We start from the raw sequence: 13,474 nt of genomic DNA on the forward strand, positions 1-13,474 counted from the left end.
GTCCCCCGGACACGTGCCACCGTCGTCGTGGTGCCGTCGCTTAGTTTGGGCCATGCTGAACAGATGAGCACAGCAAGTGGAAAGCCCGATCGGACCCTGGTTGTCCTACTGTCCGTGATCGGGGCGCTGGTGGTCATCGCCCTCATCATCGTCTTCTCCGGCGGCGAACCCGAACAGCTTGACGCCGACACCCCGGAAGGCCTCGTCCAGGACTATTCCGCGGCCGTCATCGACGGCGACGAGCAGGCCGCAGGCGCGTACCTCACCGAGGACGCGTTCGATGGCTGCGAGGACTTCGACCGGGGCCCCACCGACAACATGCGGGTCACCCTCGTGTCGACCACCGAGCGGGCCGAGTCCGCTGACGTGAAGGTGTCCATCGTCACCTCCTACGGCAGCGGCCCCTTCGGAGCCGACGAGTACGAGACCCAGGGCGTCTTCGACCTGGTGGCCGTCGACGGCACGTGGTTGATCGATGACGCCCCCTACGAACTCAGCATCTGCCCGAACCCGAAGGCCGGTTCCTGATGGTCAGCGTGGTGCTGCTGGTTGCCGTCCTCGTGATCGGCGGCGGTATCGCCGGCATCGTCATCGCGGTGCGCAAATCGACGCCGTCCGGGGAGAGTGCGGCCCAGCCAACGGTACGCCGGGTGATCGTATACATTCTGCTCTTCGCCCTGGTCGTGATTGCCGCTATCGGAGTGAGCGGGCTGCTCGGGCGCCTCCTCGACGCCGGCAACGCACTTGCCTCCAGCGACGTCACCGGGCTCGCCCGCTCACTCGCGTTCACCCTCATCGCCGGCCCGTTCGCGGCCGTACTCTGGTGGGTGCTGTGGCGCCGAATGGACGGCGCGGAACGATCATCCTTCGCCTGGGGGCTCTACCTGGCCGGCCTGTATACGGTCTCCCTTGTCACGTTCAGCACCGCCCTGCTGACCACGGCGGCCGTGCTCGTACGCGGTGATTGGCAACCGCGTCTCTTCGCCACCGGAGTGGTCTGGGCCGGCGTGTGGGTCTGGCACCTGTGGATGTCCCGGCACCAGGAGAAGAGCCCCACCCAGCTGGTCACCGTGGCCCCGATCCTCGGTTCCGTCTTCGGTCTCGTGATCTCGGTGGGCGGCGCCGTCACGGCCCTCCGCCCTCTGCTCGACGCCGCCGTCGACGGCGTCGTCAACGCGGCACCGAGCCTTACCCCGGGCGAACCCTGGTGGGAGTTGACCCTCCAGGCGCTCATCTGGTTCGCCGGCGGGCTGGTCATCTGGTGGTGGCACTGGATCCGCAGCCAGGCCCGCGACCTGCGCGGCGGCCTCGCCGATCTGGCGGTCGTGGCCGTCGGCGTGGCCGGGGCGGCCATCCTGACGCTGAGCGGGGCCGGAACCGTACTGTTCCTGCTGCTCAGACTGGCCTTCGACCGCACCGACCCGGTCACCGACATCCTCGACCTACTGGGTTTCGGCATCTCGGTCGCCTTCATCGGCGCGCTCGTCTGGAGCTACCACCGGGGCCTGACCCTGGCCCGGTCGGACACAACGAGGGTTGCGACGAAGCTTATGACCTCCGGCGTGGGTCTCGTTGCCGCGGCCTCCGGGCTGGGCGTGGTCGTGAACGCGATCCTCGCCGCCACGACCACCCCGCTCGCCGGTTCAGGGACCCGAACCCTCCTGCTGGGCGGCATCAGCGCCCTCATCGTCGGCGGCCCGGTATGGTGGCTGGCCTGGCAGCCGACGACGCCGCTCTCCCCCGCGGAGGTCCGCTCCGCGGGACGACGGGTGTACCTGATCCTGGTGTTCGGCGTGAGCGCGGTCGTCGCCATCGTGACGCTTCTGGTGATCGGCTACCGGCTCTTCGAGTTCGCCCTCGGTGACTTCACCGGGGACAGCCTGATCGACCGGGTGCGGGCCCCGCTGGGGCTGCTGGTAGCCACCGGCCTCGCAGCCGGGTACCACTTCTCTGTCTGGCGACGCGACCGCGCAGTGAGTGCAGAGGCCCCGCAGCCGGCGCGCACCATCGGCCGCGTGCTCCTGGTCACGGACGCCGACCCGGAACCCCTCAGCCTCGCAATCGGCGCAGCGACCGGAGGCGCGGCCGTCTCGGTGCTGAAGCGCGCCGACGGCGCCGGTAGCTCGGCAACGGCGGAGCATCTCGCCCAGGCCCTCACCGGCGTAACCGGAAAGCGGGTGCTGGTCGTCACCGGCCCCGGCGACAGGGTTGAGGTGATCCCGCTTCAGGAATGAGCGGCGGTGCGGCCTCCCGCACCGGGGTCGGCGCACAAGTCGACGCGGGGTTCGACGCGGGGTTCGACGCCGACGGTGGGCTCAGGTGGCCACCGCCGGCCGGCGCCATCTCGATTCCCGGCGCCGTCGCCCCGTGGCGGGCGCGGGCACCGGCAGCAGCTCAGTGCGCACGAAGCGACGGATGCTGGTGCGCGCCGGGGACTTCGGCGCGGCATCCCGCAGCGTGCGCCCGGCGACGATGGCCGCATCCGTGGACACCTGGTCCTGCGGCACCAGGATCGGCGACTCGATACCGCCGAACCGGCGGAGCGCCGACACGACCTGCCCGTTCGCATCCAGCCCGACCGCACCCCGGCGCACCCGGTTCATGACCACGCTGACCTGTTCGGTCGTGACCACCTCGGCCAGGTCCACCCAGGCGCGCAGGAACCGGGCCATCCCGACCGGGTCGGCGAGGCCGCAGGCGACGACGTGGTCAGCCAGTCCGAGGCCCGTCAGGGTGGCCGCGTTGCGGCGCGGGGCGAACAGGTCGATGCTACTCGCTCTATGCGTCGTTAGCTGTGTCGCGAATTTCGTACTTTCGAACGTTCTTCTCGGCCTCTAAACCGCGTTCAGCGACAGCATGTGCAGACTCCGGGTAACCATTCACGTAGAGATTAATGACCCGATAAATCCGTTCGGGGACCACGTCGACATCCCACTCTTCATCGGGCACAGACAGACCACGCTGATCCATCCACCATTTAAGCGCCTTGTAACGGTCATCAATGTCGGATATCAACTGCATTCCGTATCGGGAGTCGAGCATCTTCTGGAAGTAATAATCCAGCACTAGAGCGCCCCGTTCCTCAAGGCGCTCTAGTGTGCGCACGCTCTTTCCCCAAGAACGAGACAGAGACTGACGCCTCTCTACAACCGTTGGAAAGTCGAACAGTCCGTTCTCAAATGGCGCATAGAAGTAGTAGCTCTTTCCGAGCGCAGCAAAGAGTGCTTCTAGTTCCGGCATGGGCGTTGCCAGAAGCCGTGCTTGGGCAAATTGCCCAACTAGCGAGTCCCAATCGTGTGCACCGAAGAGTGCATAAGGCACCCCAGATATTTCACGTTGCAAGCCACCGCGCTGCCGAAGACGTTTGATCCAACGGACACGCTCTTCATCGGGCTCACCGAGTACGAGGGGACTTGACTCTTCCATGCTGTGATCATATCTCGCCAATATTGACGAAGTTCTAACCTTCAGATACAGTTTTGCTAATTCGCCAAATATGACGAAGTTAGGTAGCTGAGTTGGGAGAGTCGTCATGGGAAAGAGAATCAGCCTCTTCAACTCGGGAGAGCCCGAGCCATTAGACGATGACGTCAACCTTGCGCTTCGGGAACTCGCTGGTTGGCCGCTTCAAACGAAGCACCATGGGGCAACGAAGTCCCGCCACCGCACTCTCGCCATTCAGCGCGATGCGCTTGGGCGAGTCACAGGCTCCATCGAGCAACTGGATGAAGACGAGCACGAAGAGTACTCGGAAACCTGGGGCAAGTAGCCCCTCTCTAATAAGGAGTCATCATGGAAACTGGATTCGTAGGCTCCATCATCCTGGCCGTTCTCATCGTCTGGTTTGCCCTGACTCTCTGGGGCGCTCACCACCTGAAGAAGTACCGTGCCGAGAAAGCCAAGCAACGGCGGGCGCGTGCTATTGAAGCCGAGATGCGCCAGGACATTGCCGACAGGGCTGTGCAGAAGAAGGTCGCTGCCAAGATTCTCCGTGAGTCAGGTCAGAAGCCATGAATAAAGCGTGGTCGCTCTTCTGGCTTGTCGTGGCCTCGGTGGTTGCATTTGTCATAATCGCCGACCTGCTCAAGCCCTACATGGTCTCCGTAGCCATCGTGTTCAGCATCGTCGTGTTAGCCCTCATCGTCATCAAGGTCTTCGGCACAATTCGCAAGAACCGCCAGTTCATCAATAGGTAAGAGAACCGCCGCCCTGCATGACTCGTAGCCCGGCGGTTCTTTTATTTCATCCACTGACATGCTTAAGTAAGGGCGAGTATCAACATGAAGTATCAAGAACAAACGGATTCAACGAGGAAGACCTACCGTCTTACTCACCCTTCAGACCTCACGGGCCAAGCGGTGTGGAATTGGCTTGATGCCATCAGTGGAAGCTTGTGGGCCAAACCTAAACTTTTTGGACTACTCCCGTCCGATGTCGCTTCGATCGTTCTTGAAACCTGGTCGGATGACAAGGGGTTTATCCATCGTTTACTAGTCCCGTCATCCAGAGCAACCTTTCTCATCGAGCAGCTTGAGAACCTCATCCCTGGCATCACCGTGGAAGAGGACACTGAGCGCCCTGAGATCAGATGGACACTCGTTACCGAACTCGGCACCAGCAACCTCCCTCGAACATTAAACGTCCCCAATGTCGGTGTGTTTTCGACGTCCTTGTTGACGGGTATACAGGCGCTGGAAGAAGGGCAGGTAGCAGTTATCCAATGGGTCGTAACACCCAAGCCAAGAGAAGCTATGCCTGTAGTTGGTCAGCCGGCCTTGACAAGTGACTTCCGAATAAGCCGAGCACTCATGGGCAAGCTAGAAGCTAGTGCTGCTGAGGTTGAGGACCGACGCAAGAAACTGTCCACCCCAAATTTCTATGCGGTCGGCAGGGTGGCGGTTAGCGCCAAGTCCAAAGCATCAGAAGAAATTATGAACAAGGTTCTAGGCGCAATCTCTTCAGGAACCACCGCGGCCAACCGCTTCATCAACGTCACCACCGCGGGGGCATCAAGACGGGTATCCCTTGCTAGTACACCAAGTCGATTCCCTGCCCAGTTCAACATCAACGAATTGTCGGCCGTGTTTACCTGGCCTATCGACTCCCCCTACGTTCCTGGTGTCGCCCAGAGCCGCACACGATACATGCACGTCAATAACAGTGTCCCAACGGGAGGTAAGGGCACCACGGTCATCGGTGCATCCAACGCGAAGAGCAAGCGCGACATTGGCATCAATACGATTGACCGCCTGAAGCACCTACATGTACTTGGACCAACAGAAAGCGGTAAGACGAGCCTTCTGGCTTCAATGCTTGAACAGGACATGAATGACGGTCTCGGTGTAGTCCTTATCGAAACCAAACGAGACCTTTTTGAAGCTGCCATAGCAAGGGTGCCTGAGCACCGCCGCAAACACCTCATCGTTTGGGATCTAGCCGACGAAGAGTTCCCGATTGGCTTCAACATCTTGGACCAGTCGCGAACGTCAACAGCGATTGGGGAGTTGATTCAGCTCATATCAAGCATGTATCCCGAAACCGTCACTGCTCCAGCAGTCCTCTATCACGGACTTCATGCGCTTGCAAACATGGAAGGCGGGACATTGGTCGATCTTCCGGCACTCCTTACCCCCACAACAGACGAGGAGAGGAAGTGGCGCATTGATGTAGTCCGCAAAATCAAGAACCCAGAGATCAAGGCGTACTGGGATGACTATCTAACAAAGGACAAGGCGAAACAGGACATCGAGAGTGCAGCCTTGCGACGTCGCTTGTGGCCCTTCGTAACTGAACCGCATATCAGAAACAGTCTCGGTCAATCTAAGTCAAGCTTCAAGATGAGTGACGTGGTGGGTGAGGGAAAGCTGCTTTTCATCAACCTAAACGGCGTCATCATCGGGCAGTCAGCTGCAAACATTATGGGCACGCTTCTACTCAGCGAGCTTTGGAAAACTGTTCGGGAGACACACCACGATCGCCCCGTGATGCTCTATATGGATGAGTTTCAAAACTTCATTGCGCACAGCGACAGTCTCAAAGAAATGTTTGCCCAGGCTCGTTCATTCGGCCTAGGAATGACCGTTGCAAACCAACACCTAAAGCAGCTCCGGTCTGACGTGATTGACTCGCTAGCCAATGCGCGTTCGAAGATTGTTTTCCAAACCACGATTGATGATGCACGGCGAATGTCAGCAGAGCTTGGAGGGAAGGTGAGACCGGAAGACCTACTAAACCTGCAAAGGCGGGAAGCGATAGCCCGCGTGGCTACATCAACTGGCGTTTCTCAACCATTCACAATGCGGACGAAGGACTTGCCGGAGGGCTTCAATGATCCACGCCAGCTACGTCAAGAGTCCCGCGACAAGTACGCGAAATCCAAGCAAGAAGTCATTGCTGAAATAAATGCTCGACGCTCCCCTGGCGATGATGGACCTACAGGCAAGAGACCCGACATCGGAATAAAGGAATGGTGAAATGGACTCTCACGAATGGGCAAACCACATCACGCGCAATGTCGACAGCGACGTTCGCATGCTGGATTCAATCATCGACAAGTACAGGCAGCTCAAGGACACGGCAGAGCAACTTCGGCTGCTGACAAACCTGGAAGGCGAGACCAACCGGCAGGTAGACAACGTCGCCGTTGCGCTCTCTTCAACTAGCCAAGAACTTGATTCAATCGCTAGCAAAATAGACGGTTACACATTTGATTTACGGTCGGCGGTTGCGACTGCTTGGGGATCATAACTACCTAAAGGCAAGCGGGGAGTGCCGCACACGTATGGGGCACTCCCCTATTTGTCCAAGGGATCGACTGTTTTTTTCGATTCAAGGGGTTAGAGAATTTTGACCGACTCCCCTCCCCTACCGTTACTCTCTATCCGTAACAGGGGTCAATGTTGTGACACGTACAACAATGGGTAGTTTTGCCCTCTCGGTGCCGGAGAAGGGCGAGAGGGCGCTATATGTAGCGTATGAGGTTAAAAGACAACGTCCGCGAGCTAATCGCGGACGTTGTCTTTTGAGTGAACTATTTACTTGTTCGCAGCGGAATATGCGGCCTTGACATCAGCGCTGACTCTTCCGCGGTCCGAAACTGCAATGCCTTTTTCCTTAGCCCAAGTTCTGATGCGGGCGAGTTCTTCCTTGTTGCTTGAAGTGCCAGTTGAACGGGACGTCGTGCTGCGCCCTGCAACGCGAGCCTTCTGCACATAGGGAGCGAAGAACTTGCGGAACTCTTTGGCATTTTTCTCGTTCAGGTCAATCTCAAAAGAAGCATTGTCGAGTGCGAACTTAACAGTCTCGCCTTTGCCTTCGTCGTAAGACGTGCCGTCAAGGTCATCAACATAGTGGGTGATTGTTTCAGTTTTCTTGGCCATGCCTTGAACATACAGCAAAGGCTCCATGCGTTCTACATGGAGCCTTATGTTTTGATTACGTGTTGGTGTTCATCTTTGTGTTGAGCGCTTCGCTAGAGCGCCTGTGATGAGCTTAGGGAGCGTCTATTTCTTTGACTTGTAGATAGAGAACATCGTTAGCAGGAAGGCACCGGCTGTTGCGAGTAGTCCACTCAATGCAACTACCTGCACCATGTCGCCCCATCCAACTACGACTGCAAGGCTTGGCACGATGAGGCCGAAGCCGATGAGTGAGTCACCAACTACATAAACGATGAACTTAGTCCTAGGCGATACTTTGCTCACGAGTTGCTGGACAGCATCGCTTGAAGCGATTTCGTCAGCTAGTTCCTGTCCTTGATTTTGTTGTTCTGCTGCGGTTGCCATTGCATCCTCCTTCGCGTTAATTTGAATGTCTAGTTGTTCCTTGGCTTTCTTCTCGGCGGCTTCACGAGCTAGTCGTTCGAGCTCAGCTATGCGGGCCGTCTCGGCTTCCGCTGCGGCGAGTTCATCGGCAGCCTTCTGTGCGGCTTCCTGTGCAGCCTTAGCTTCTGAAGCTTTCCGTGCATCCTCTATTAGGCGAGCAGCATCTTCTACGGCACGTACTGCGGCCACACGAGCTGCTTCTGCCTTGTTGGCTTCCAGGGTGCGCTTCTCAGGTGAGGTAGCAAGAGCGTTGCGAACGAATGCAAGCGGGTATTGCTTGTACGTGTTTATGCCTTCTTGGTCTCCTGCACGTTCGAGAATCTCCCAGTAAGCCTGGCGAACCTCGGCTTCAGTTGCCTTACCTACTACCTGAGCAGTCTCGATAAACGGCATGATGTTGATGCGCCCCGCGTAGCCGTTCTTAAAGTTCGGGCTCTTCGGGAACATCTCGAAGTGCAGGTGTGGTCCAGTGCCTACTCCAGTTGCGCCAGAGTATCCAATGAGCTGGCCTTTGGTGACCTTCTGGCCTTTACTTACTACGGTGCTCTTCAGGTGAGCGTAGCCAGCGTATGAACCGATGTGGTCGATGAGAACGCAGATACCAGCAGGCTTGCCCATCCATGAGTGGTTCTGTCCCCATCCCTCGAAGGAGATAGTGCCTTCATCGGCAGCGAACACAGGCGTGCCGGCTGGTGCTCTAAGGTCAAGGCCGTTATGCCCGATCTGGCCGAACTGTTTGTAGTACTCGGCATTACCGCCGAAGCCCTGGGTGATTGTGATTGCTATGTCTAGTGGCCATCGGAAACTCATATTAGATACCGTCGCCGATAGTGTTGGTTGCTATTGCTGGTTTCATATGTCACCTCCTTACTTATTGATGAACGAAAACACCGCCAATGCGATTGAGACGGCTCCGAATATGAACGAAATGATATACATCTGATTCTTCTGAGACTTTAAAGCGCCCTTGCTCTGTTGGTCGGATGCTTCTAGCCCTCGTATTCGCGTCTCGTGATCGGTATTGATTGTCGTGTTTGATAGGGTCGCAGCATTGATGCTGGTCGTGAGATTGATGACGTTCGCATTCAGAGTAATGAGAAGATCGTGGTCAGCGGAAGGCGTAAGTGAAATAGAACTTTCCATCAGTCACGCCCCAAAACAATCACCTCTGATCCGATAGCATATTGGCTTGTGCCTGCATTAACAATGTCAATCTGACTGACTGCAGCAGTCGTATTCGCCCACTTTGCAGAAAATTGCGCAATAACGGAGGCATTTGAACTACTATTACCTACATTTATATTCTCGACACCTGTGATTGATTTTTCATAAGCAGTATAGTTGAGCACATCAAATTTAGAAATAAGAGAGTTTATGGTTGTAGTAGCAGTTAGCGATATATTGCTTTGAGCAACAAGCACAGTACCAGGTGCACCATAATTATCTGCCGAGCGCTTTACGTAATTTGAGCCTGAATCATTATTGAATCTAACAATGGCTCCGATGTTGTAGTTTGGTGCAGTGGAGAATAGTGTGACGATTACATGAAGATGCTTACGAATAGGTAGTCCCGTCACAGATATGGTATTTGTTGGCGTCCCAATGGTAGTACGACCAATTTCTTCCCACCAGATACCACTCGTCTTAGCGAACGGGATGGATCCATTGGCTATCACTGGAGTTGATAGCGCGCGCACATCAGTAATCTTGTTACTCGCTATCACACTCACACCAGCATCCACTCGGACCTGCGCAACTACTGTGTACGGATTGCCAGAGCCAACTGACGCTTGAATAGCCGTTGCATTCGCTGCTACAGGGCTCGCCGCCGCTGTTCCTGGAACAATCTTCGCCTTAGCGACACCAAGACCATCAAGGTTCGCAGTGGTTGGTACTCCGGTAGGAAGCGACACCGCATTGTCGATGTAGACAACGACCAGGTCGATGCGCGGGTTACTGACGTCTGCTGTTCCGATAGCCAGGTTAAAGCTAGCAACCAGACTTACAAGGCGAGCTGAGGCAACGTTAGCTGAGCCATAGCGAACCATGGCGTTGCCGGGAGCAAGTACAACTTGAAGTCCAGTGCCAGGAGTGACAGTGAGGCCGTCCGCTACATCTCCGCTAAAGAGGCGAGAAAGATGTCGAGCATATAACTCTGGGGACAATAGGGCTTTTGAATAGTTTGCTACTTTGAAATCATTAAACATGTATTAGGTCTCTTATGTGCCTAATTTACAACAGACGTCGTGAAAGTACCAGTACCAGTTGTGAAGAAATAAAACTTCATGCGTATTGAGTCGGAAGGATAACCAAACGTCGTGTGATAGATGGACCACTTCTGCTTACCGTCCGCTGTAATCCTTCGCTCAAGAAAAGGATCTATGTACGTGATGACGTTATTTGAGGTGTCTAGGACTCGCACGAATAAACGATGGCTAAAAGCTCCACCGAAGGTCATGTCGCCCGGTACAAATTCAATATCCGCCTGGTGAAAGATAATCGTGTCCGCAACAGTTGAGGCAGTGAACTGCAAATCGAAGATGTTCGTGCTGAAAATGCGGTGGGTGACAACGCTCTGACTTCCCAGCGCTTGAAACGAGCCCTTTAGCTCAGAGCCCTCAGCCGAGCGCCGGGCAAGCTCTCTAGCTAGCGCCTTCTCGGGAATCCTGTCGAGTGGACCCATTAAGCAACCCTAGTGACGGTGATAGAAACCTCATCCGTACCGGTGACTTGCAGTTTGAAGGCGACACGACTGTTTTGCTTACCGAAGAGTTGGAGCATGAACTTGGCCTCGCCTGGACCGTTCTCGATACCTGGAAGCACTTCTAGTGAGCGTCGAAGCTCTGGGGCAATTCCGTTGTACTGATCGTTCAGACCGCGTCTGTAGGTGTACTCGCCCCAAGTAACGCCATCTGCTGAGTAATAAGCAACCACAGCAACGTCAACTAATGGGACAACGGCTATGGGAGACGTGAGGGTAATGACGAAACGCGCTTGACCATATGTAGGTATGCCAGCCAGTCCATCAAGAAGACCAGACCAGTCATAGGTGCTTGCGCTTTGGCTCACGAAGAAGGCGAGGTTAGCCCCACTCACGAGCTGGTTAGAGCCCTTCAGTTCTCTGGCGGTCTGACGTGCATCGACAATCGTCCGGACGAGTTGATTCTCGGGCAGGTTGTCGAGCTGGGTGACGCCCATTACGCAGTCCTCACGATGCTGAACGCGCCGTTACTGGTTGCGTTGCCGCGTAGTTTGAAGCGCACAGTTACAGCGCCTCGATAGAGCATGTCGAATTGCCAAGCAAGCTGCGTCTCACTTGCGAAGTACGCCTGGTCTGGAAGCTCGAATGTTTGTATCTGCACCTCCCCGGAGCCGTCTGCATAGCTGTAGAGACCACTGTTAGGGATGATGCTCGGTTTGTTGGCGTCCCCTGTGCCGTTTATGCGGATGTCAGTTGCGGGGATGACGATAGGGAATCGCTGCGTACCATCTGAGGTGTAGGTGACGCGGTAGCTTGCATTCGAGAAGGCGACTCCCGATGTTGTGGGAAAGGTCTCGGTGAGATCCCAAGCGTTCACCGATTGAATGGCATAGCCAAGTTGTCCGGCCCTACCTGTGATGCGCTGGCGAGCTTTCGTCTGATTCGTATTGCGTGAAATGGTGGCAAGACTTGCCATAGCGGACTCGTTACCGGGTATCCGGTTGATGAGGTCGCTCATTAGACGATGTCCATCTGCTCGAAGTAGAGGGTGATTGAAGACTCAAAGCCGTTTTCATCAAGCGTGGTTTCCTTGCGCTCCACTCGGTACACACCAGTCATGTCCTCTATGAGCTTTCGCCCGGTGAACTCAAGGGGAATCAAGTCGCCAATCTCTATCCCGTTGGCCGGCATGTCACTACCTGACAGGGTGATCTGTGGGAGACGGAGGAGCTTCTTCACTTGGCCTAGTCGGGCGAGTGCATTCTCATTGAGCGTGCCTTGTACGGATACTTCATTGAACTGTGCCGGGAGTTGTCGAAGCCCGAACTCAATTTGGCTCGGTACGTCGTTTTGAGTGGACAGCATCATGTCGCCGCCGAAACCTGAGCCAAGGCCAATGACGGAGTTGTAGAGCCCATTGGAGCTGCGGTTCAGCTTTGCCTTGCTAAAGGAGGAGCGATTGTTCTTTCGGTCGAACACCAGCTTGAAGTCAGTTCGAGGTGAGCCAACCGATTCGTAGGTCATGACGGTCTTATCCGCGAGTACCTTGAAGTCGAAGTTGCCGTCTACCAATGAAGTGAGGCGCTGCATGTTGAGTTTGGTACTGGACGTGTAGTACTCGTATTCACGGCCTCTCAGGACGCCTGTGACGTAGTAGCCACTTGTTGGGATAATCAGGCCATAGCTTCCATTCGCTACTACCTGAGCCTGTCTAATGAGGTCGTAGAAGATCTCCACGGTCTCGATGTTTGTGTACTTGATGACAGGGTTCGGGTAGCGGTCTTTGAGAAAGTTGAGATAGCCGGTGGCCACCACGTCTATGGTTAGCTCGTTGTCCTGATTCAGACTGATCGGGGCGTCGAAGAGTTGAGTGCCAAAGAGATACTGGCCGTCTTTCTTGACCTTGATTTCTGTTTGGCCCTCTCGGAAGTTACTGACCGGGTCTGCACCAGCCTTGAGCATGTATCCCTCGAAGGCGTCGAGGTCGAGTGAGAAGCGGAGGTCTTCAGCTTCGTTTCGCTCCTCAGTAAAAGCGATGTTCTTACAGAGCCATGTGATGTCGGCAATGCGACTGCCCTGTTTCGTCCATAGCTCGACTTCATATTTAGGTAGTCGGGCCATTCCTAGATACCCCAGTAGCCGGGGCGCCAAGTCATTGTCGCTTGAGTGCCGTCGCTTCCACCGCCAGATGAGAACTCAATGCGGTTGTTTCCGGGAACTAATGCCCACCAGTTAACGTCTGAAGGGGCGTAAGCAAAGGCGTTGCCTCCATTGAGAGTGACCGTGCGCTCCCCCATGTTGATGATAGTGACGGCATCAGCTCCTACTGAGTAGCCAGCGAGCCTGAAGGACTCCCCTGTAGTTCTGTTTGTGAATACCGGGTTGTTAATTGCCCCAGGAATGGTGATGATAGGGAAAGATGCAATGCCACTTGTATTCGTGACCGTGACATCAGTCTGTCCAGCCGAGAAGTAGAAGGAATCGAACAGCGGAGTCGTGTCCGTGAATTGAACACCGCCTGGTAGCGCCTGCAAGATGGTCGCGCTTAGTGCGCTGCCGGCCGTGTCGTCATAGATGACTGGATCAGACGCCTCGAGTTCAATCTTGAAGATGGACTTCCCTTGAAAGCGGGCGATTGGCATCTTGAAGTCCATGACCTGGCAGTAGATCAGATATACCTGTCCGTCATCATCGACGTAGCGCATGGTGACTGGCATAGGGAACAGAGGAAGAGCCTGCTGGATGGCTCGACGTTTAGCTTTCGCTTCAGCGATGTCAGTACTGAAGATGCGCCCGTTTAGTGTGATGCGCCGAACGTCGTAAAGCTGAGCGCCAAAGTAGCCGCCCGCCTGACCGCTTCGACTCCCGCGGCTGCTTCTAATCGCTGGCATTTCAAGACCGTCGATAGGCGCATCAAGATATGTCCTGGTTGCAGGGTTGTTGAGTTCGA

17 protein-coding genes are annotated in these 13,474 nt (G+C 55.9%); 6 read left to right on the forward strand and 11 right to left on the reverse strand.

Annotation, left to right across the window (positions count from 1 at the left end):
* Positions 1 to 63: 63 nt before the first annotated feature.
* On the forward strand, positions 64 to 528 hold the full coding sequence (locus tag E3O62_RS02375; RefSeq protein WP_134396000.1) for a hypothetical protein: 465 nt from the start codon (positions 64 to 66) through the stop codon (positions 526 to 528).
* The gene (locus E3O62_RS02380; protein ID WP_241973271.1) at positions 528 to 2,234 is read left to right on the forward strand and encodes a DUF5671 domain-containing protein; all 1,707 of its coding nucleotides are present in this window, start codon (positions 528 to 530) and stop codon (positions 2,232 to 2,234) included. The genes E3O62_RS02375 and E3O62_RS02380 overlap by 1 nt, the downstream gene beginning before the upstream one ends.
* A gap of 81 nt (positions 2,235 to 2,315) precedes the next feature.
* Here the strand turns inward: E3O62_RS02380 and E3O62_RS02385 are convergent, their stop codons facing one another.
* The 3 genes from E3O62_RS02385 to E3O62_RS16475 all read right to left on the reverse strand — a co-directional run bounded on the left by E3O62_RS02385 (position 2,316) and on the right by E3O62_RS16475 (position 3,739).
* Positions 2,316 to 2,672, reverse strand: a complete 357-nt coding sequence (locus E3O62_RS02385; protein ID WP_134397398.1) for a hypothetical protein — start codon at positions 2,670 to 2,672, stop codon at positions 2,316 to 2,318.
* Positions 2,673 to 2,778: 106 nt separating this feature from the next.
* Positions 2,779 to 3,426, reverse strand: coding sequence for a hypothetical protein (locus E3O62_RS02390; RefSeq protein ID WP_134397399.1), 648 nt, complete (start codon positions 3,424 to 3,426; stop codon positions 2,779 to 2,781).
* A 151-nt stretch (positions 3,427 to 3,577) separates the two neighbouring features.
* Positions 3,578 to 3,739 carry a hypothetical protein gene (locus tag E3O62_RS16475; protein WP_166786393.1) on the reverse strand — a complete coding sequence of 54 codons (162 nt, stop codon included), beginning with the start codon at positions 3,737 to 3,739 and terminating at the stop codon, positions 3,578 to 3,580.
* Positions 3,740 to 3,792: 53 nt separating this feature from the next.
* On the opposite strand from E3O62_RS16475, the gene E3O62_RS02395 reads away from it, so the two are divergent.
* The 4 genes from E3O62_RS02395 to E3O62_RS02410 all read left to right on the forward strand — a co-directional run bounded on the left by E3O62_RS02395 (position 3,793) and on the right by E3O62_RS02410 (position 6,747).
* Positions 3,793 to 4,014: a hypothetical protein gene (locus tag E3O62_RS02395; protein ID WP_134397400.1), complete on the forward strand. Its 222-nt coding sequence runs from the start codon at positions 3,793 to 3,795 to the stop codon at positions 4,012 to 4,014.
* Positions 4,011 to 4,196 carry a hypothetical protein gene (locus E3O62_RS02400; RefSeq protein ID WP_134397401.1) on the forward strand — a complete coding sequence of 62 codons (186 nt, stop codon included), beginning with the start codon at positions 4,011 to 4,013 and terminating at the stop codon, positions 4,194 to 4,196. The genes E3O62_RS02395 and E3O62_RS02400 overlap by 4 nt, the downstream gene beginning before the upstream one ends.
* An 84-nt stretch (positions 4,197 to 4,280) precedes the next feature.
* Entirely contained in the window at positions 4,281 to 6,473 is a 2,193-nt protein-coding gene (locus tag E3O62_RS02405; RefSeq protein ID WP_134397402.1) for a type IV secretory system conjugative DNA transfer family protein, read from the forward strand.
* A 1-nt stretch (position 6,474) separates the two neighbouring features.
* Entirely contained in the window at positions 6,475 to 6,747 is a 273-nt protein-coding gene (locus E3O62_RS02410) for a hypothetical protein (RefSeq protein WP_134397403.1), read from the forward strand.
* Between the two features lie 287 nt (positions 6,748 to 7,034).
* Here the strand turns inward: E3O62_RS02410 and E3O62_RS02415 are convergent, their stop codons facing one another.
* The 8 genes from E3O62_RS02415 to E3O62_RS02450 form a co-directional block, all read right to left on the reverse strand.
* Complete coding sequence (locus tag E3O62_RS02415; RefSeq protein WP_134397404.1) at positions 7,035 to 7,379, reverse strand: Lsr2 family protein; 345 nt, start codon at positions 7,377 to 7,379, stop codon at positions 7,035 to 7,037.
* Between the two features lie 123 nt (positions 7,380 to 7,502).
* Positions 7,503 to 8,633, reverse strand: a complete 1,131-nt coding sequence (locus E3O62_RS17385) for a M23 family metallopeptidase (protein ID WP_134397405.1) — start codon at positions 8,631 to 8,633, stop codon at positions 7,503 to 7,505.
* Between the two features lie 332 nt (positions 8,634 to 8,965).
* Positions 8,966 to 10,030 carry a hypothetical protein gene (locus E3O62_RS02425; RefSeq protein ID WP_134397406.1) on the reverse strand — a complete coding sequence of 355 codons (1,065 nt, stop codon included), beginning with the start codon at positions 10,028 to 10,030 and terminating at the stop codon, positions 8,966 to 8,968.
* Between the two features lie 20 nt (positions 10,031 to 10,050).
* Positions 10,051 to 10,506 (reverse strand): hypothetical protein, encoded by a 456-nt coding sequence (locus E3O62_RS02430; protein ID WP_134397407.1) that lies wholly within the window; start codon positions 10,504 to 10,506, stop codon positions 10,051 to 10,053.
* A complete protein-coding gene (locus tag E3O62_RS02435; RefSeq protein WP_134397408.1) occupies positions 10,506 to 11,021 on the reverse strand; it encodes a hypothetical protein in 516 nt (171 codons plus the stop codon). Before E3O62_RS02435 ends, E3O62_RS02430 begins: the two co-directional genes overlap by 1 nt.
* Positions 11,021 to 11,542, reverse strand: a complete 522-nt coding sequence (locus E3O62_RS02440; RefSeq protein ID WP_134397409.1) for a hypothetical protein — start codon at positions 11,540 to 11,542, stop codon at positions 11,021 to 11,023. The genes E3O62_RS02435 and E3O62_RS02440 overlap by 1 nt, the downstream gene beginning before the upstream one ends.
* Positions 11,542 to 12,645, reverse strand: a complete 1,104-nt coding sequence (locus tag E3O62_RS02445; RefSeq protein ID WP_134397410.1) for a hypothetical protein — start codon at positions 12,643 to 12,645, stop codon at positions 11,542 to 11,544. The genes E3O62_RS02440 and E3O62_RS02445 overlap by 1 nt, the downstream gene beginning before the upstream one ends.
* Before the next feature lie 2 nt (positions 12,646 to 12,647).
* On the reverse strand, positions 12,648 to 13,415 hold the full coding sequence (locus E3O62_RS02450; protein WP_134397411.1) for a phage tail domain-containing protein: 768 nt from the start codon (positions 13,413 to 13,415) through the stop codon (positions 12,648 to 12,650).
* Positions 13,416 to 13,474 lie beyond the last annotated feature (59 nt).

Source organism: Cryobacterium sp. TMT2-15-1 (assembly GCF_004402345.1).
Classification (GTDB): Bacteria; Actinomycetota; Actinomycetes; order Actinomycetales; family Microbacteriaceae; genus Cryobacterium; species Cryobacterium sandaracinum.